Source organism: Magnetospirillum sulfuroxidans (assembly GCF_018224925.1).
In the GTDB taxonomy this organism is placed as follows: Bacteria; Pseudomonadota; Alphaproteobacteria; order Rhodospirillales; family Magnetospirillaceae; genus Magnetospirillum; species Magnetospirillum sulfuroxidans.
The window spans coordinates 40483-60333 of the sequence record NZ_JAGTUF010000019.1; the positions used below are offsets into that span (position 1 = coordinate 40483).

Sequence of the window (19851 nt, forward strand, 5' to 3'; positions counted from 1 at the left end):
GGCGAAGAGACGATTACTTGTCGTCTTGAGCCTGAGCCCGGCGCATGGCCGCACCCAAGATATCGCCCAGCGAAGCGCCGGAATCGGACGAACCGTACTCGGCCATGGCGGCCTTTTCTTCGTCGAATTCACGCGCCTTGACCGACAGAGTGACCTTGCGGGCGCCCTTTTCGATCATGGTCACCTTGGCGTCCAGCTTTTCGCCGACGGCGAAACGCTCGGGGCGCTGTTCGGAACGCTCACGCGACAGCTCGGACTTGCGGATGAAGCCGGACATGCCGTCCACCTGAACTTCCAGGCCGTTTTCGGTGACCTGGGTGACGGTGCAGGTGACGATGTCGCCCTTCTTCATGGAAGCGACGGCGTCCTGGAACGGATCGGAACCCAGCTGCTTGATGCCGAGGCTGATACGTTCCTTTTCCACGTCCACGTCCAGAACCTTGGCCTGAACCATGTCGCCCTTCTTGTACTCGGCGATGGCGGCGTCGCCCGACTTGTCCCACGACAGGTCCGACATGTGAACCATGCCGTCGATGTCGCCGGACAGACCGATGAACAGACCGAATTCGGTGATGTTCTTGACTTCGCCCTCGACCAGGGTACCGACCGGGAACTTCTCGACGAAGGATTCCCACGGATTGGCCAGGCACTGCTTGAGACCGAGCGAGATGCGACGCTTCTGCGGATCGACGTCCAGCACCATCACTTCGACTTCCTGCGAGGTCGAAACGATCTTGCCGGGGTGGACGTTCTTCTTGGTCCAGCTCATTTCGGAGACGTGGACCAGACCTTCGACACCCGGCTCCAGTTCCACGAACGCGCCGTAATCGGTGATGTTGGTGACACGGCCGACGAACTTGGCCTGCACCGGGTACTTGGCTTCGACACCTTCCCACGGATCGGCGTCCAGCTGCTTGATGCCGAGCGAGATGCGCTGGGTTTCCGGGTTGAAGCGGATGACCTGGACCTTGACGGTCTGGCCGATGTGCAGCGCTTCGGACGGATGGTTGATGCGCTTCCAGGCGATATCGGTGACATGCAGCAAGCCGTCAACGCCACCCAGGTCAACGAACGCGCCGTAATCGGTGATGTTCTTGACGACGCCTTCCAGAATCTGGCCTTCCTTCAGGTTCTCGATCAATTCGGAACGCTGTTCGGCGCGGGTTTCCTCGAGGACGGCGCGACGCGAGACAACGATGTTGCCGCGCGAACGATCCATCTTGAGGATCTGGAACGGCTGGGGCGAACCCAGCAACGGGGTGATGTCGCGGACCGGGCGGATGTCCACCTGGGAACCGGGCAAGAAGGCGACGGCGCCGGACAGGTCGACGGTGAAACCGCCCTTGACGCGGCCGAAGATGACGCCGGTGACGCGCTGGTTGTCCTGGAAGGACTTTTCCAACAAGGTCCAGGCTTCTTCGCGCTTGGCCTTTTCACGCGACAGAACGACTTCACCGTTCTTGTCTTCGTAACGCTCGACGAACACGTCGATAGCGTCGCCGGCCTTGATTTCCGGCGCACGGCCGGCGGTGGCGAATTCCTTGAGCAGCACGCGGCCTTCCGACTTCAAGCCGACGTCGATGACGGCGAAATCGTTTTCAACGCGTACAATGATGCCCTTGATGACCGAACCCTCGAACGGGTTGGAAACGCCCAGGGTCTCATCCAGCAGGGCAGCAAAATCTTCCATAGTCATAATCAATACTTCCTTTCACATCTTCTATTCGGGCCTGCCGGTTGTGTCCGGCGGTCTTGCGCGGATAAAAGCAAACCGCCCCCAAGCCGCGCGGCAAGGGGGAGGAAATGGTCAAATTGTCCCGATGTCAGAACCTGGATTTCACATAGTCCAGCGCCACGGCAAAAGCCTGATCGGCGTCCAGATCCGAGCTATCCAGCACAAAAGCATCGTCGGCGGCTTTCAGCGGCGCGGCAGAGCGGTTTGAATCCCGCTCATCCCGCTCGCGCATATCCGCCAGGACAGCACTCTGTATAGCGTCGAGCCCCCGCGACTGCAACTCTTTCAGCCGTCGCTCAGCCCGCTTTTCCACCGACGCCGTGACAAACAGCTTGGCGGTGGCGTCGGGACAAACCACGGTGCCGATGTCGCGGCCGTCCAGCACCGCGCCCTGCCCGCCGGGCGGCTGGGCGGCGAACTGGCGCTGGAAGTCCAAAAGGGCGGCACGCACGCCAGGCACCACCGCCACTTTCGACGCGGCTTGCGCTGCATCGTCGCTGCGCAGATCGCCGGCGGTCAAATCGGCCGGCGTCAAGGCGCGGGCAAGGGTTTCGGCCTTTTCCCCATCGGCCGGGTCAAGCCCGGCGCGCAGCATGGACATGCCGACGGCGCGATAGATCAAGCCGGTATCCAGATAATCGAAACCCAGCTGCGCGGCCAGTCGCCGCGCCAGAGTGCCCTTGCCGGCGGCCGCCGGCCCATCGATGGCGATGATCATGATGACATATTCCCCAAGCGCCAGGCGCGGCGCGGCCGCCGCCCGTGCTGTTTAGATGATGGCGTCGGTCGCGGAAATCTTCGCCCCCAGGCGATTCATCAACGAGACGAAACCGGGGAACGAGGTATCGATGGCCTCGGCGTCATCGACGGCCACCGCATCGGTCGACGCCATGCCCAGCACCAGGAAGGCCATGGCGATGCGGTGATCCAGATTGACGGCGATGGTGGCGCCGCCCAGCGGCGGCTTGCCGGTGCCGTGAACGATCAGCGTATCGCCCTCTTCCTCGACATCGACGCCGCAGGCGGCCAAGCCGCGCAAAGTGGCGGTGAAGCGATCGCTTTCCTTCACCCGCAATTCCGACAGCCCGGACATCCGGGTGGTGCCGGTGGCAAAGGCGGCGGCCACCGCCAATACCGGGTATTCGTCGATCATCGACGGCGCCCGTTCGGCCGGCACGTCGACGCCCATCAGGGCGGAATGACGCACACGCAGATCGGCCACCGGCTCGCCGCCGTCTTCACGTTGGTTTTCAATGGTGATGTCGGCGCCCATCTCCCGCAGGGTCTGGTACAGGCCGGTGCGCAAGGGATTCATGCCGACGCCGGACAAAACGATGTCCGAGCCCGGAACCACCAGACCGGCGACGGCGGGAAAAGCGGCCGAGCTGGGGTCGGCGGGGACGATGACATGGCGGCCGGTCAGTTCGGGGAAACCGGTGACGGTGATGATGCGTTCGCCGGCGGCCCCATGTTCGACATCGACCTGAGCGCCGAAAGTGCGCAGCATCAGCTCGGTGTGATCGCGGGTCGCCTCGCGCTCGATCACCGTGGTCTGGCCCGGCGTGTTGAGGCCGGCGAGCAAGATGGCCGATTTCACCTGGGCCGAGGCCACCGGCAATTCATAGGTGATCGGCAAGGGGGTGCCGGTGCCGACCACCGCCATGGGCAAACGGCCGCCGTCACGGCCAAAAAAGCGGGCGCCCATCTGCGACAAGGGCGCCGACACCCGCTTCATCGGCCGCGAGCGCAACGAGGCGTCGCCGGTGAAAAGGGTGGTGAAGGGATGGGTGGCGACCAAGCCCATCATCAGCCGGGCGCCAGTCCCGGAATTGCCCAGGTCCAAGACGTCCTCGGGCTCTTTCAACCCACCGACGCCACGTCCGAACAGACGCCAACTGCCATCGTCTTGCCGTTCGACCTCGGCCCCCAAGGCCCGCATGGCGGCGGCGGTGCGCAAAACATCATCGCCTTCCAGCAGCCCCTCGACCCGGCTTTCGCCCACGGCCAGGGCGCCGAACATCAGAGCGCGATGCGACACCGATTTGTCGCCAGGCACCTTGGCCGAACCGGAAAGGGCGGCGGCACGGCGGGAAATCAACGGTTTGGACATGACGGCTCCATAAATCCAGGCAGGTTTGATCTAACACACATGGCCGCATCCCGCCTAGTGCACTGATTCATCCGGACAGTATGGCCTCCAGCCGGCGCATGTGGGCGCAATTCATTGATTCCGTGGACCGATTCACCTGACATAAGATCGATCCCACGCCCCCCGCGTCAGGATCGGAACATCAGAGTCTGGCGGGAATCGCGTTTTCGTTTTGACATGGGGGGGCGAACATGGCAAATGCCGCCTCTAGCTAGTTTCGAAGGAGGATTTCGCCGTGGCCAAGCCGGAATGGGGCCAGAAGCGCACGTGCACCAGTTGTGGGTGCCGCTTCTATGACTTGACCCGCTCTCCCATCACCTGCCCCAAGTGCGGTGCGACGGTGGAACCGGAGATGCCCTTCAAGGTCCGTCGCAGCAGCGTGCCGGCGGAAGCCAAGGCCGCCGCCCGCGCCGCGGCCGAGAAGGTGGTGGTCAAGGACGTCGTTGATGACGAGACGCTTGACGCCGAAGAAGAGACCCCCGAGGAAGACGAAAGCGGCCTGATGGAAGACGCTTCGGACCTGGGTGAGGACGATGACGACATGGCCGAGGTCATGGAACACATGGATGAAGGCCTGGAAGAGGAAATCTGACCCGGCTTGAAAAAAGTTTTCGGAACGGTGTTTTTTTGGGCTTGACCCCCGTCTTCGAAATCCATATGTTCCGCCTCCACCGACGGACGCCCAAGACCGACGGTAACGAGATAAAGGGGCCATAGCTCAGTTGGGAGAGCGCTTGAATGGCATTCAAGAGGTCGGCGGTTCGATTCCGCCTGGCTCCACCAAGATCAGCCCCCAGGTTCGCCTGGGGGTTTTTCTTTTGCCTTTTGTTAACTCCATATCGTCATAATGGTTGTGCCCCGCAGAAGCTGGGGCCCGATTACGGCAGAAGCTGGAGGATCTGATGGCAATGACCATTATGCGCAGTACTGCGCTGGAAATGGCGCTCACGACCTTGCGCACCAGCAAGGAAGGCCTGTCCAAGGAAAAGCTGGAAGAGCTGACCGAGAAGGTCAAAAAAGATCAAGAGGTCCTGGACAAGGTTCAGATGGCCCGCAAACAGGCGCGTAAAGAGCGCAAGAGCAATGCCGGCAAGAAACTCGAAGAGATCAAGAAGCGCATCGAAATGCTCAAGCGCTTCGCCCTGACCTCGGAAGGCGCGGCGCGCGAATTGGCGCGGCTGGCGCGGGAACTCAAGCAGGCCGCCCGCGAATTCCGCCAGAGCGGCGCCGCTTCCGATATCACCACCAGCACGTCGACACCGGAAAGCGTCGCGGCCGAGCGCCAATCCGAGGCCAAGGCCGACAAGGAATTCGCCAACGAAGTCCGCAAGATCGCCCAGATTCTCAAGGCCATGATCCGGCGCAACAAGCCAGACAAGAATTCCGACGAAGAACGCGGCTTGGAACAGGCGCGCAAGGACATCAAATCCGCCACCGACGACGCCGGCGCCATCATCACCGAAGCCGATGGCGGCGGCGGTGGTCTGGGCGATGTCGGCGGATTGCTGGTTTAGGCCCGTCGCGGCGATCACACGATCGGCGGCGGATCGCTCGGCCGACCGAAATTCTTATTTCTTGTTCCAGCGATCGGCGGCGCAATCGTCTTGGTCCTTGGCCGCGACCCATTGATCGCCGCCATCGGTGTGCTCGATCTTCCAAAACGGCGCCTTGGTCTTGAGCCAGTCCATGAGGAAATGGCAGGACTGGAACGCAGCTTCCCGATGGGACGAGGCGGTGGCGACCAAGACGATGCGCGCCCCGGCTTCCAGCCGGCCATAACGGTGAATGATCAGCACCTCATGCAGGGGCCAGCGGTCACGAGCCTCGGCCTCGATGGCCGCCAATTGCCGTTCGGTCATGCCGGGATAATGTTCCAGCGTCATGCCGCGCACGTTCGCGGCCGCGCCCGGTTCGTCGCCCAGATAATCGCGCACCAGCCCCAAGAACATGCAGACGCCGCCAACCTTGCCATTGCCGGCGGAGAAAGCGGCCAGTTCAGCCCCAGGATCGAAATCGTCAGCCTGAACCCGAATCATCGCTCAGCCCCCGGTCACGGGCGGGAAAAAGGCGATTTCATCGCCGGTGGCGATGGGGTGATCCCAGCCGACATAGTCCTGATTGACGGCGACACGAACCACGGTGAGATCGGCGAAAGCCAGAGCATGACCATCCGAGCGCGTCTTGAGCCACGCGACCAAACTCCCCACGGTGGTTATCCCGGCCGGCGGGGTCACCCTTTCTTCGCCCTGCCCCACCGTGCCGCGCAACCAGGCGAAATACAAAATATTCATCGCAGCACCTCGGTGAAGGAAACAAAGTCCAAGCGATCACCGCAGGCGACGTCGGCGCTTTCCTCGGGCACCGCCACCAACCCTTCGGCCCAGACCATGGACGACAACACCCCGGAACTTTCCACCGGGTATTTTTCCGCCCACAGGCCATCGTCGCGGCTGACCAGCCGCGCCCGCAACCATTCCCGCCGCCCCGGCTTGTGCCGGAAACCAAAGGCGGCGCGCACCGGTATGCGGGGCGGCTCAAGCTGAACCGCGCCCATCAGGCGCAACAGCAGCGGCCGCGCCAGCAACATGAAACACACCATCACCGCCACCGGGTTGCCGGGCAAACCGATGAAGGTCTTGCCGGCGACCTCGCCCAGCGCCACCGGTTTTCCCGGCTTGATGGCCAGACGCCAGAAATGCAGGCTGCCCTGGGATTGCACCGCCGCCTTGACGTGATCCTCGTCGCCCACCGACACCCCGCCCGAGGTCAAGATGACGTCATGATCGACGGCGGCGGCGGCCAAAGCGGCGGCGATAACGGCGCGGTCATCGGCAAGAATGCCGAGATCGGTGACCCCCAGCCCCAGCGAGCGCAGCAGGGCCGAGGCGGTGAAGCGGTTGGAATCATAGATGCCGCCGGGCGGCAGCACCGTGCCGGGTTCGTTGATTTCATCCCCGGTGGAAAACACGGCGGCGCGCAAGGGCCGATAGACCCGCAACGCGGTCCGCCCCACCGCCGCGGCCAAGCCCAAATCCTGGGGCCGCAGGCGGATTCCAGCCCCCAGCACAGCGGCGCCGATCCGAACATCCTCGCCCGCCGAACGACAATTGGCCCCGGCCTTAAGCGTCGTCGGCACAATGACGTCCTCGCCCTCCACCGCGCAGTCTTCCTGCATGGCCACCGTATCGACGCTGGCGGGCACCATGGCGCCGGTAAGGATGCGGATGCACTCACCCTCACCGACCACGCCGTCAAAGGGCTGACCGGCGGCGGAACGGCCGATACGGCGCAGTCTGCCGGTCGGCGGCAGGGGAGCGGCGGAAAAGGCGTAGCCATCCATGGCTGAATTATCGTGCGGCGGCACATTGACCGGCGACACCACGTCCTCGGCCAGAATTCGGCCCAAGGCCTGGGCCAGCGTCACCATTTCGGTCTGGTCGGTGGGCCGCGCCCGTTCGGCCAGCAGCGCCAGCGCTTGTTCCACCGACATCATCTTGTCGCCGGCATCAAAGCCCATGTTTATAATCCTGTCTGTTCCAGGACGAAGCGCGCAATGGAATCGGCTTCATCCAGGGCCAACAACGGCACGTTCAGGTTCTCGGGACAATCGGGCGAGGCCACCGCCACCACCACCGGATCGGTGGGAAACAATGGGGGCTTGCCCACGGCGCGCCGCCAGACCTCGATGCGCGGGTGCGGCCAATGGCGAAATCCTTCGACCAGGACCAGATCGACCGGGCTCATGCGGGCCAATAAGTGTTCCATGCTCAATTCCGGCTCGCCCCGGTATTCGTGCATCAAGGCCCAACGCTTGGCCGAGGCGACCAGCACTTCCTTGGCCCCGGCGGCCCGGTGTTCATAGGAATCCTTGCCCGGCTTGTCCGCGTCAAAACCGGCATTGGCCTGCTTGATGGTCGATACCCGCAGGCCACCAGCCACCAGCAGCGGCACCAGCTTGACCATCAACGTGGTCTTGCCGCTGCCGGAATGGCCGCATAACCCGAAAACCTTCATGGAAGCGGCCCGGTCAGATGCTTAAGCCCGGCCCGCAGGTAATCCCAGCCGGTGATCAACGTCAGCACCGCCGCCACCCACAAAAAACCTTCGCCGATTTCCTGCACCGGCAGAATATCGGGGCCGGCCGGCCCGACCAGCAACACCGGCAGCGCCACCATCTGAAAACCGGTCTTCCACTTGGCCAACTTGGTCACCGGCATGCCAACGCGGATTTCGGCGAGAAACTCGCGCAGGCCGGACACCAGGATTTCGCGCAGCAAGATGACCAGGGCCGGCAATTCGCTCCACTGGCTGACCCGATCAAAGGCGACCAGCATGAACAAAACGGCGGCGACCAGCAATTTGTCGGCGATGGGGTCAAGAAAGCGGCCAAAGGCGGAAACCTGATTCCACGAGCGCGCCAGCCAACCATCGAACCAATCGGTGATGGCGGCGGCGGCGAACAGCCCGCAGGCGGCCCAATGGGTCCAGGCGCCTTCGAGATAGAAGGTCAGGATGACCAGGGGGATGACAAAGATCCGCGACAAGGTCAAGAGATTGGGCAGGCTGGTCAGCATGGCGGGATATTAACCGTGCGGATGGAAATGGTCATAGATTTTTTTGGCCATGGCTTTCGAGATTCCGGGCACGGCCTCGACATCACCCAAGGCCGCCGCCGCCACGTCGCGCGCCGAACCGAAATGATGCAGCAGCGCTTTTTTCCGTGCCGCGCCGATGCCATCGATTTCATCCAAGGGCGAGCGGACCATGTCGCCGGCCCGACGGGTGCGATGGGCGCCGATGGCGAAGCGATGGGCCTCGTCACGCAATCGCTGCAAAAAATACAGCACCGGGTCCTTCATCGGCAGCGAGATCGGCTCTTTGCCGGGCAGAAAAAAGCGTTCGCGGCCGGCATTGCGATCCGGCCCCTTGGCAATCGAAACCAGGGCCACGTCGTCGATCCCCAATTCGGTGAAGACGCCCAGCGTCGCGTTCAACTGGCCCAAGCCGCCATCGATCAACACCAGATCGGGCCATTGACCGCGATCACGGTCGGGGTCTTCCTTTTGCGCCCGCTGAAACCGCCGGGTCAGCACTTCGCGCATCATGGCGAAATCATCGCCCGGCGTCAGTTCAGTCGAGCGGATGTTGAATTTGCGATAGGCCGCCTTCATCAAGCCATCGGCACCGGCAACGATCATGCCGCCGACGGCGTTGGTCCCCTGAATATGGCTGTTGTCATAAACCTCGATGCGATTGGGCCGCCCGTCCAGGCCAAACACCTCGGCAACACCGTCCAGCAATTTCCCCTGCGCCGAGGATTCGGCCATGCGCCGCCCCAACGCCTCGCGGGCGTTATCGTGGGCATGCTCGATCAAGCGTTTGCGCTCGCCCCGCTTGGGGATGCTGACCGTGACCTTGCGGCCAGCCTTGGCCGACAAGGCGGCGGCGACGATCTCCATCTCGGCCGCCTCTTGGCTCAGTAGAATTTCCTTGGGCGGCATCTTGTCGGCATAGAACTGACCCAAGAACGCCGCCATCACCTCGGCCGCCTCGGCGTCCTGGGCGTGTTGGGGAAAATACGAGCGATTGCCGTAATTGCAGCCCGAGCGGAAAAAGAACACCTGCACGCAGGTCTGGCCGCCAGCCTGGTACAGGGCGACGACATCGGCCTCGGGCAATTCGGCCGGGTTGATATCCTGATGGGCCTGGATGCGCGACAAAGCCCGCATGCGGTCACGATAGACCGCCGCCTGCTCATATTCCATGGCTTCCGCCGCCGCCTCCATGCGGGCGGCCAAATCCTTCTGCACCGCCTGCGATTGTCCGGACAAAAAGGCCCGCGCCTGGGCCAGCAGATCCATATAGGCGCCATGCTCGATGCGATCGACACACGGGGCGCTGCAACGCTTGATCTGAAACAACAGGCACGGCCGGGTGCGGCTGGAAAACACCGCATCCGTGCACGAGCGCAACAAGAACGCCCGCTGCAATGCCGATAAGGTCTGATTGACCGCCCCGGCCGAGGCGAAGGGACCGAAATATTCCCCCTTGCGCGACCGCGCTCCCCGATGCTTCAGCACCTGCGGCCAGTCATGGTCGCCGGTCAGCAAAATATGGGGAAAGCTTTTGTCGTCTTTCAGCAAGATATTGTAGCGCGGCCCCAACGTCTTGATCAGGGTGCTTTCCAGCAGCAGCGCCTCCACCTCGGTGTGGGTGGTGATCACCTCCATCGACGCGGTTTCGGCGATCATCCGCTGGATACGCAGGGTTTGGCGGTCGGGCTTGGTATAGGCGACCACCCGCTTTTTCAGATTCTTCGCCTTGCCGACATACAGCACATCGCCCTTGAGATTGAGCATGCGATACACCCCCGGCGACGCCGGCAAGGTGGCAAGAACCTGCTCGATCACCGTCACCCCCACGGCCAACGGGCGGTCAACGGCGTCACTTTTATCCATGTGCGTATCGGAGGCGGTCATAATCCCATGATCAGTTTTTTGCGGTGAAGGAAAGAAAGTCAGGGAATCCGGGCCATTAGCGGGATATCCACGCTTTCTGTGGATAAGTCTGTTGGCAAATTGTGGGAGGCATGTTCCACCCCTTGGGACTCCTTGGACTCCTCCGTATTGCCCAAATTCTATGCAGAAATGTGACTTTGTTTGTTTTCAATGGCTTAGCGGCTGTCAAGAGTAAACGGTTTGTAAAAAAATACCTTTTCTCCTGGACTCTGCCGCTGGGATCGGGCAAATACCCCCTCCCCGCCGGGCTGTGTAAAACTTAACGCCCGAAATGGGTTTTCCCTGTCCGGCCAAGCCATTAGCCCCCTATCCTTTAGATTGTAGGTGCGCTGCGTCATTTATTCTTCGGCGACAAGATTGGCGGCAGCCGGCGCCCATTGCAAATGCTGCCCGCCATCCAGTGCAATCATCTGACCGGTAAACGACCGACACCCCAGGGCAAAGCGCAACGCCACCGCCACTTCATCGGGCGAGGTTCCGCGCCCAAGGGGGGTGCTCGCACATTGGGCATCGAATTGGGCTTGGCTTTGGCGGACCGACGGCAATGCCGGACCGGGTCCGATTCCCACCACCCGAATGTGAGGGGCCAAGGCTAACGCCAACGTCTGCGTCAACGTCCACAGACCGGCCTTGGACAGGGTATAGGTGGTGAAATGCGGGGTCAGGTTCCACACCCGCTGATCGATCAGATTGACGATCACCGCCTCGGCCCCGGCAGGCAGACGAGCCGCCAAAGCCTGAGACAGCACGAAGGGGGCGCGCAAATTGACCTCCATATGGAAGTCCCAGCTTTCGCGGCTGGCGGTGTCCACTTCGTCGCGTTCAAAGGTCGAGGCATTGTTAATCAGCACGCCGACCGGCCCCAAGGCGGCCTCGGCCGCCGGCAACAGGGCCTGAACCTCGGCCTCGATCGCCAGATCAGCGGCCACCAGGGCCGCGCGCCCCCCGTGCGCGGTAATCTGGTCGGCCAGGCTTTGCGCCTCGGCCCCTGAGCGGGAATGATGGATGGCCACGGCAAAGCCGGCGCGGGACAATTCCAACGCCATGGCCCGCCCCAGGCGGCGAGCGCCCCCGGTCACCAAGGCGGTGCGGGGGATAGAAGATGCGATCTCGGTCATGGCCGCCAGCATGGCGAAGCCTGACCGGTGGCGCAAATAATATTGCGCCACCTTTCGTCAGGCGTCCGGCTCCGCCGGAACGGCGCAAATATTATTGCGCCACCTTTCGTCAGGCGTCCGGCTCCGCCGGAACGGCGCAAATATTATTGCGCCACCTTTCATCAGCCGTCCGGCTCCGCCGGAAAGGCGCAAATAATATTGCGCCACCTTTTGTCAGACGTCCGGCTCCGCCGGAACGGCGCAAATAATATTGCGCCGCCTTTCGTCAGGCGTCCGGCTCTGCCGGAACGGCGCACATATTATTGCGCCACCGCCTTCTTTGGCACCACCACCATCGGCCGACGGACCGGCACCACTTGCACCTTGGGCTTGGCCAAGGCTTCCGCCGGCACCTGCCCCAAGGCCTGCATGAACGCCCCGGCATGGGCCGGACGCACCGCCGGGTCCGGGTCGGTCGCCTGGGCCACCAAGGCGACCAAGGCCGCCGCATGCTTCGCCGGCAGTTCCACCGCCCCGGCGGCCGGATCGGGCAACGTCCCGGTCAGCAGCCGATAGGTCAGCACCCCCAAGGAATAGACATCGGCGCGGGCATCAACCGCCGTCGCGTTTTCCCGCTGTTCGGGGGCGCAATATTCGGTCCCGCCCAGCCAATGATCGGGCAGGGGCGGATTGCGTTCCGCTAATTTGACCATGCTGAAATCAGCCAACTTGATCTGACCGTTCTCACGCGCGGTCAACAACAGATTGCTGGGCTTGACCGCCCGATGGACCATTCCGCGGCGATGCAGGGCCATCAGCCCCGAGGAAAGCTGCTTCAACAAGCTCAGCGCCCGCGCCAACGGCAGCCGCCGGGCCTTGTCATCGCCTTCGACAATGCCATCCTTGCCGATTTCGAACGGAAGATGCGCCGCCATATAAGGCATGACAAAGAAAGGCCGGCCATCACTGCCGGTTTCCATGGTCTTGACGCCGATCAGGTGTGGATGGTCGAACGCAGCCAATGCCCGCGCCTCGGCCTGAAACCGCGCCAGCCATTGCGGTGCGCTCAACGGATCATCGTCACCGCCCTTGGGCGCGAAAACCTTCAGCGCCACCGGCACCTGCAAATCCGGATCGCGGCAAAATACGATCTTGGCATAGCCGGTCGTCAACGCGCTTTTGTGGACGACATATTTGCCAATGCGTTCCATTTTTCCCCACTTTCTGTCCCGCCAGCCCGATCCAGACTGACCCCTTGCTTTTCCCATGTCCAGTCCGCAAACAAACAAAGGACCTGCCTTGCCGAAGCAAGGCAGGTCCTTTGCCTGAACTAAACGCCCGTAATTACCACTTGATCTGTTCGATGTTGTCGAAATCCACCACCGTCTCGCCATTGGCGGTGTTGAGATGGACTTCGCCATCGACATTGCGGCCGATATCCAACGTGCCGTGATTTTCGCCATCCACCTGAATGGTCCAGCTATCGCCGCCCTCGGTGGTGATGACGAAGGTCTGGCCAACGGCATCCGACAGATCCAAGGTGTCGGTCCAGCTACTACCGGTACCGCCATCAACAGTGTCATGGCCGGAATTGAAGTCGAACAAGAAGGTGTCGGAGCCATCGCCGCCGAACATCTTGTCATCCCCCGCCCCGCCAACCAGGGTGTCGTTGCCCGAACCACCGTACATGGTGTCGTTGCCCGTGCCGCCATCCAGGTAATCGGCGCCGGCGTTGCCGCTCATGTAATCGTTGCCGGAACCACCCATCAGATAATCGTCGCCGTTATTGGCGAACACGGTGTCGTTGCCCGAACCGCCATCCAGAGTGAACGAGTTGTAAGCACCGCCATCGCTGTAATTCATGTCGATGACGTCGTTGCCGGCACCGGCATTGATGCGCTCGACACTGCTGACATTGCTGATATGGATGAAATCGTTGCCATCGGTCATCTGCAAGGTGTCGTTGCCGTCACCGCCGATGAAGGTATCCGAAGTCGAGTTCAACCCTTCGATATTGATGACAGCCCCGGTCCCGCCCGAGCCGTTGGCCCCTCCCTGATCGGCCGCCGTGGTGTAGTGGTCGCCGCCCATATAGAAGCTGGTGCCGTCGGCCGAGAACATGAAGGTGTCGTTGCCGGCCCCACCCGACAAGGTGTCGGTCCCCGCGCCGCCGGACAAGATGTCGTTGCCATCCTCGCCGAACAGCTTGTCGTTGCCCGAACCGCCGAGAATATAGTCGTTGCCGCCGCCGCCATAGACGGTGTCGCTGCCCGAACCGGCATCGATGTAATCGTTGCCGTCGCTGGACAAGGTCGGCACCGCCAAGCTGGCACTGGAGCTGACGCTGGCCGATTGGCTGCCCAGATGGCTGGTGGCGGTCACTTCCAGATCAATGGTGGTGCCCGACAGGCTGCCCGGGATCTTCAGCTGCAAGGTATCCAACTGATCGGTGGTCAGGTTGTAGACCCCATTCACCGCACTGATTTCGACGCCATCGACCAACAAGGTGACGCCCGCCGGCAGATCACTGACCTGGAAGGTCAGGGTCTCGCCCGCCGCCGGAGCGCCGTAATCGATGTCCAGTTCGGCGTAGACATAGGTGTCATGGCCACCCGAAGCGGCGCCGGCAAGGTTGTCGCCATAAATGACGTCATTGCCGCCCAGACCGTACAAGGTGTCGTGCCCGGTGCCACCTTGCAAGGTGTTGCTGTTGTCGGTGCCGGTGACCACGTCGCTTTCGAACGTGCCCGAACCATAGATCCCGGTTTGGACGTTGAAATTGGCGTCGTCGAAATCCTTATCGCCGCCGACGGTGATGTCTTCCCAATTCTGGTTGCCGATCAAATCGGTGTTATCGACGGCCGCCACCGTGTCGCCGGGGTTCAGTTCGGCGTTGTCGAACACCACGTTGGCGCCGCTGGTGCCGACCAGGGCATTGCCCTGAGAATCGATCACCTGCCAATTGCCGTGGCTATCTTGCCGGAAGCTCACCGATTCGCCGTCGGTGATCTTGCCCGAATTCAGGCCGTCACCATCGGGAATAAGGAAGAAACCGACCCGTTCCGGATTGACGCCGTTGACCGTGAAGCTGCTGCCGACGGTGTCCTTGACGTCGCCCCAGATGATCTGGCCGCTGCTGGGATTGCCGTTGTCGTCCAAGATGTAATAGCCGTAGGACGAGTGATACGACGCTTCCTCGTTGCCCATGTTGGTCACGGTCAGCGCATTGCCGGACAATTCGGTGGAAACTTCCATGGTCGGCGCCGTCACTTCGGCATCCGAGGTGACGTCAATGGTCACCGTGGCCACCGACGTTCCGCCCTGACCATCGCTGACGGTGTATTCAAAGGTCGCCTCGCCCTCGAAACCGGCTTCGGGGGTGAAGGTGATGGTGCCATCGGCATTCAGCGTCACCGCCCCATGGGCCGCATTGCCGACACCGACGATGGACAAGGTGCCGCCATCGGGATCGCTGTCATTGGCCAGCAGGTCCGATGCCTTGAGCGTCAAGGCGGCGTCATCGCTGGTGGCGATGGCTTCGTCGTTGACAATGTCCTGACTGACGCTGTTCTCGCCGATCACGGTGGTGACGGTGGTGTCGCCGCCATTGGCCTCGGTGGTGGTGATGCTGGTGCTCACCGCCGACAGATCCGGGGCGCTGCCGGTCGAAGACACCGTCAGGGTGGCGCTGCCCGCGCTGACATCCACCGTATAGGACCCATCGGCATTGGCGGTCAGCACATGACCATCCAAGCTGACGGTGGCGCCGGCGGGAATGCCGGTCACCGTCGCCGCCGACAACGTCTCGCTGCCATCGGTGTCGTTCAAGGCGGCGCTAATCGTAACGGGCGTCGAATAGGTGGTGGTGGTCACCGTCGTCGTCGTCGTGCCGGTATTGAAGTACGAATCGGCCGAACCGTCGGTGATCTTGATGCCGCTGCTGTTGATGATCGTGCCGTCCGAGAACTTGACGTACTCGAAGTTGCTGACATGGTTCTGAATTTGGTTGGTGTTGTTGGCCCACTGATTATAGCTGATGCCCGACAGATACAGAGCGTCGGTGCCGCTGCCGCCATCCAGCGAACCGTCCATGGTCGAGCCCTTGACCTCGACAAAGTCGTTGCCGCTGCCTGCGTCGATCTTGGCGCCGCCATTGAGGCCACCACCCAGGTGGATTTCATCGTTGCCGGAACCGCCGACAATCGACCCCCCCATGTTGCCGGTCCCGGTGACGTCGATATAATCGTTTCCAGCGCCGCCATCCAGGGTGACGCCGCCATTGACGATGCCGGTAACCCGCAATTGATCGTCGCCGCCCACGCTTGAGGTGGATGTCGTATCCAGATAGACGCTGGCATCGGCATTTCCATTCACGTAGACGCTGTCATTGCCGGCCCCGGCAATGACGCTCGCGCCCCCGTTCAGCGTCCCATTGACCCACAATTGATCGTTGCCATCGCCCAGGTCGATCTTGGCGCCGGCCGCACCGCCCACATAGACGCTGTCGTCACCGCTGCCGGCCATGATGCTGGCGCCGCCGTTATTGGCGCCGTTGATATCCAAGACATCGTTGCCGTCGCCCAGATTGATCGCGGCATTGATGGCGGAACCGATCTTGACCGTGTCATCACCGCTGCCGGCATCAATGACCGCCCCGCCATTGTTGGTGCCGCCGATCTGCAACGCGTCATTACCGCTGCCCAGGCTCAGCGAAGCATTGATCGAGCCGCCGATCTTGACGGTGTCATTGCCGTCACCGGCATCAATGGTGTCCCCGCCATTGGTGCTGCCGCCCACCACCAAGGTGTCGTTGCCGCCGTACAGGTTGGTCGATTTGTCGATGTTACCGGTGACCTTGACCGAGTCGGTCGCATAGCTCCCCAGGGATCCCGAGGAATAGTCGCCGTTGATGGTGGTCGTGGTGGTCGGGTTGAGATCAGCCAGCCGGTCGACGCTGAAATCGTGGGTGGTGGTCGTCGTCGTCGATGTCGTCACCGACGTCGACGTGGTCGTTCCGAAATCCACGGCCAGATCAGCGCTTTGCGCCGTCACATCATACCGCGAGTCGTCAACGGCGATCGGCCCCTGATTATCGGACACATCGGCCAGATCCAAGGTGGCGCTGCCGCTGGTGCTGCCGCCCTGACCATCGCTGATGGTGTAGGTGAAGTTCACCTCGCCATAGTAATCGGTGGTCGGGGTAAAGGTGATGGTGCCATCGCCATTATCGACGATGGTGCCGTGATCGGCGCTTATCGAAGCCAGCGACAAGGTATCGCCGTCCACGTCCGACGCATTGGCCAGCAAATCCGCCTTGCTGATGATCACCGACTGATCTTCCAAACCATTGCCCAGATCAATGGCGCCGGAATTGGTCGGGCCGTCGTTGACCGCGGCCAGATTCAGGGTCGCGCTGCCGCTGGCGGTGCCGCCATTGCCATCGCTGACGGTGTAATTCAGGGTCACCGCGCCATTGTAATTGGCCTCGGGGGTGAAGGTGACGGTGCCGTCGCCGTTATCGACGATGGTGCCGTGATCGGCACTGATCGCCGTCGCCGACAAGGTGTCGCCGTCCACGTCCGAGGCATTGGCCAGCAAATCCGCCTTGCTGATGATCACCGCATGATCTTCGGTGCCGGCGGCCAGCGGGGTGGTCATGCTGACCACCGGGGCGTCATTGGTCGGATCGACGGTGATGGTCAGGTCTTGGGTATAGGTATTGCCCTCGCCATCGGTCAACTGCACCTGGAAGGTGTCGGTGCCGTTCCAATTGGCGTCCTCGGCGGTAAAGCTGAAGCTGCCGTCGGCATTGACCGTCAACGCGCCATGATGATCACCACCGGCAATCACCGCAAACGAGACGATGCCGCCATCGGCATCGCTGGCAACGATCTGACCTTCGACCACGGTCGCCGTATCGGTGATGCTTTCCGCCCCTTCACCGCCAATGATGGTGATGCTGGCTTCATTGTCCACGTCCGCCACCGACACGGTGAACGGCTCGGTGGTGGCGGTGGCGCCGCTTTCGTCGGTGGCGGTCACCTGGATCTGGAATGCGCCGACGTCGGAATTGTCCGGCGTGCCGGTCAACTGGCCGGTGGTGGTGTCGAATTCCACCCAATCCGGAGTGGCGATGACATTGCCATCGGCATCCAGGAAGGTCAGTGAATAGGTCAGGCTGTCGCCCATGGCGCTGTCGGCATCGGTGAAGAATTGCGACACGTCCAAGGTAAAGGCCTGGTCTTCGGTGGCGGCCTGATCGACCACCGCCGCCTCAACCACGTCGGGCGGACTGTTCAGATCGACGGCGACGCCATCGACTTTGACGGTCAGCGCCTCGAAATTGCTGACCTTCAAGCCATCCAGGCTGTCGAAGGTGAAGCTTTTGCCGGCATTGGCCGGATTGGCCATGAAGTCCTTGAAGTCCAGCAATTCGGACCGCAATTCGGCCGTATACTGACTGCCGTCCAGATCGACGCGCAAGGTGTCGGTATCGGCGCCGCCGTCATAGACGTCACCCGCGGTTTCGCCGGCCACGGCAATCACCGTGTCATTGCCGGTCCCGCCCGAGACCACGTCGCTGCCGGCGCCACCATTCAAGGTGTCATCGCCGACGCCGCCGATCAGGACGTCATTGCCGCCGCTGGTCCAGATAATATCGTTGCCATAGCTGCCGTCGACGGTGACATCGCCGTACTGGAAGCGATCGCTGGTCAGATCGACCACGTCGTCGCCCAGACCGGCATTGATGGATTCAACCCCCGACAACACCGGGCCGCCTTCGCCACGATCCAGGAAGATGGCGTCGCTGCCACTGGTCCCCTGCAACGTGTCGATACCGTCACCACCGATGATGGTGTCGGTCAGCTTGCCCATGCCGGCAACGCTGACACGATCGTCGGTGCCGTCGGTGCTGACGTCGCCCACGTCACGGGCCTGCGTGCCCGCGCCCCAGGTCCCATCATAGGCGCCCGAGCTGGTGCCCATCCTGAACACGTCGTTGCCGGCGCCGCCGTCCAACACGTCGCTGCCGGCGCCACCGCCCAGGGTGTCGTTCCCTTCGCCGCCGAGAATGGTGTCGTTGCCGTCATCGCCGAACAGGGCGTCGTTGCCGGCGCCGCCGTCGATGGTCACATCGCCCAAGGTGACGGCGGAGCTGGTCAGATCGACCACGTCGTTGCCGGCGCCGGTGCTGATGACCTCGATGCCGTCGACCAGCACCTTGCCGGCGCCGGTGGACAGAACCACGTCGTTGCCATCGGTCCCGACGATGGTATCGGTGCCTTCACCGCCGATGAAGGCGTCGGAGTTCATGTTCTTGCCGGACAGGCCCGCCCCATTGCCGCCCGACTGATAGCCACTGCCATAAACGCCATCGGCGCCGCCGGACAATTGGAAGGTGTCGTTGCCGGCGCCGCCGACCAGGGTATCGGCACCGGCATTGCCGGCCAGGGTGTCGTCACCGCCACCGCCGTAAATGGTGTCGTTGCCGTCGCCACCCGACAAGGTGTCGTTGCCATCGACCACGCCACCGGTAAACGAGACGTGCAGGCTGTCGGAATCCAAGGTGACATCGTTGCCATCGCGGGTCTGGGCGGTAATACCCAGATCGAAGCCGTCGGCATCAACCTGAGTGACGGTCAGGGTCAGACCGTCCAGATCATCGGCCGACAGCGTCCAGGTGCCATCACCGTTATCGGTGCCGGCCGACAGGCTGGCCCCCTCGGGCACGCCCGAGATCGTGATGGCGGAAATGGATTCCGAGCCGTCCAGCTTGGTAACGTCCACATCCAAGGCCACGCTGTACGAGCCCGCGGCATCGCCAGCGGCGTCGCCATAGATAACGTCGGCCCCGGCACCGCCAGAGACGATATCGTCGCCACCGCCACCCACCAGGGTTTCAGCCGCGTCGGTCCCCGTGATCACGTCATTGGTGGAATTGCCCAGATCGATCACCGCATCGGCCGCGTCGATGGTCACGCCATCGGCTTGGGCTTCCACGGTCACCGTCACCTGTTGTTCGGTGACGCCGCCATTGGCATCGGTGCTGCGCACGGTGAAGCTGTCGCTGCCGCTCCAGTTGTTGTCGGCGGCGGTGAAGGTATAAGTGCCATCGGCATTCAGGACGACCGAACCATGCTCGCCCTGGCCAACCACTTCCAAGCTCACCGCGCCGTCAGCATCGGTGGCGGAAATGGAACCGGTGACCACGGTCGCCGCGTCGCTGGTGCTTTCCAGGCCGTTCCCACCGGTCGCGGTGATGACCGCTTCGTCCTCAACCGCCGTCACGTCCAGGCTGGCGGTGGCCGAGGTGGCGACGCCGTCATCGGTGACCACGTCATAGCTGACGTC

At 62.4% G+C, this 19851-nt stretch carries 14 protein-coding genes and 1 tRNA gene; 3 read left to right on the forward strand and 12 right to left on the reverse strand.

The window, feature by feature from the left end:
- Window positions 1-13 precede the first annotated feature (13 nt).
- The 3 genes from rpsA to aroA form a co-directional block, all read right to left on the reverse strand.
- The gene (gene rpsA / locus KEC16_RS16015) at window positions 14-1696 is read right to left on the reverse strand and encodes a 30S ribosomal protein S1 (RefSeq protein ID WP_211550765.1); all 1683 of its coding nucleotides are present in this window, start codon (window positions 1694-1696) and stop codon (window positions 14-16) included.
- 127 nt (window positions 1697-1823) lie between these two features.
- On the reverse strand, window positions 1824-2453 hold the full coding sequence (gene cmk / locus KEC16_RS16020) for a (d)CMP kinase (RefSeq protein WP_211550767.1): 630 nt from the start codon (window positions 2451-2453) through the stop codon (window positions 1824-1826).
- A gap of 51 nt (window positions 2454-2504) precedes the next feature.
- Window positions 2505-3845, reverse strand: coding sequence for a 3-phosphoshikimate 1-carboxyvinyltransferase (aroA, locus tag KEC16_RS16025; RefSeq protein WP_211550768.1), 1341 nt, complete (start codon window positions 3843-3845; stop codon window positions 2505-2507).
- A 274-nt stretch (window positions 3846-4119) separates the two neighbouring features.
- Between aroA and KEC16_RS16030 the strand changes: the two genes are divergently transcribed.
- The 3 genes from KEC16_RS16030 to KEC16_RS16040 all read left to right on the forward strand — a co-directional run bounded on the left by KEC16_RS16030 (window position 4120) and on the right by KEC16_RS16040 (window position 5398).
- Entirely contained in the window at window positions 4120-4476 is a 357-nt protein-coding gene (locus tag KEC16_RS16030; protein WP_211550770.1) for a TIGR02300 family protein, read from the forward strand.
- 115 nt (window positions 4477-4591) lie between these two features.
- Window positions 4592-4667, forward strand: a tRNA-Ala gene (locus tag KEC16_RS16035).
- Window positions 4668-4786: 119 nt separating this feature from the next.
- Window positions 4787-5398 (forward strand): hypothetical protein, encoded by a 612-nt coding sequence (locus tag KEC16_RS16040; protein ID WP_211550772.1) that lies wholly within the window; start codon window positions 4787-4789, stop codon window positions 5396-5398.
- Window positions 5399-5452: 54 nt separating this feature from the next.
- Here the strand turns inward: KEC16_RS16040 and KEC16_RS16045 are convergent, their stop codons facing one another.
- The 9 genes from KEC16_RS16045 to KEC16_RS16085 all read right to left on the reverse strand — a co-directional run bounded on the left by KEC16_RS16045 (window position 5453) and on the right by KEC16_RS16085 (window position 19836).
- Window positions 5453-5920 carry a molybdenum cofactor biosynthesis protein MoaE gene (locus tag KEC16_RS16045; RefSeq protein ID WP_211550774.1) on the reverse strand — a complete coding sequence of 156 codons (468 nt, stop codon included), beginning with the start codon at window positions 5918-5920 and terminating at the stop codon, window positions 5453-5455.
- 3 nt (window positions 5921-5923) lie between these two features.
- Window positions 5924-6175 carry a molybdopterin converting factor subunit 1 gene (moaD, locus tag KEC16_RS16050; RefSeq protein ID WP_211550776.1) on the reverse strand — a complete coding sequence of 84 codons (252 nt, stop codon included), beginning with the start codon at window positions 6173-6175 and terminating at the stop codon, window positions 5924-5926.
- Window positions 6172-7401 (reverse strand): molybdopterin molybdotransferase MoeA, encoded by a 1230-nt coding sequence (moeA, locus tag KEC16_RS16055; protein ID WP_211550778.1) that lies wholly within the window; start codon window positions 7399-7401, stop codon window positions 6172-6174. Before moeA ends, moaD begins: the two co-directional genes overlap by 4 nt.
- 2 nt (window positions 7402-7403) lie before the next feature.
- Entirely contained in the window at window positions 7404-7898 is a 495-nt protein-coding gene (gene mobB / locus KEC16_RS16060) for a molybdopterin-guanine dinucleotide biosynthesis protein B (protein ID WP_211550780.1), read from the reverse strand.
- On the reverse strand, window positions 7895-8458 hold the full coding sequence (pgsA, locus tag KEC16_RS16065) for a CDP-diacylglycerol--glycerol-3-phosphate 3-phosphatidyltransferase (RefSeq protein ID WP_211550782.1): 564 nt from the start codon (window positions 8456-8458) through the stop codon (window positions 7895-7897). Before pgsA ends, mobB begins: the two co-directional genes overlap by 4 nt.
- A 9-nt stretch (window positions 8459-8467) precedes the next feature.
- A complete protein-coding gene (gene uvrC, locus KEC16_RS16070) occupies window positions 8468-10342 on the reverse strand; it encodes an excinuclease ABC subunit UvrC (protein ID WP_211550784.1) in 1875 nt (624 codons plus the stop codon).
- A gap of 398 nt (window positions 10343-10740) precedes the next feature.
- A complete protein-coding gene (locus KEC16_RS16075; protein ID WP_211550786.1) occupies window positions 10741-11520 on the reverse strand; it encodes an SDR family oxidoreductase in 780 nt (259 codons plus the stop codon).
- 299 nt (window positions 11521-11819) lie between these two features.
- The gene (locus tag KEC16_RS16080; RefSeq protein WP_211550788.1) at window positions 11820-12710 is read right to left on the reverse strand and encodes a serine/threonine-protein kinase; all 891 of its coding nucleotides are present in this window, start codon (window positions 12708-12710) and stop codon (window positions 11820-11822) included.
- 133 nt (window positions 12711-12843) lie between these two features.
- Window positions 12844-19836: a cadherin-like domain-containing protein gene (locus KEC16_RS16085; RefSeq protein WP_211550790.1), complete on the reverse strand. Its 6993-nt coding sequence runs from the start codon at window positions 19834-19836 to the stop codon at window positions 12844-12846.
- Between the last annotated feature and the right edge of the window lie 15 nt (window positions 19837-19851).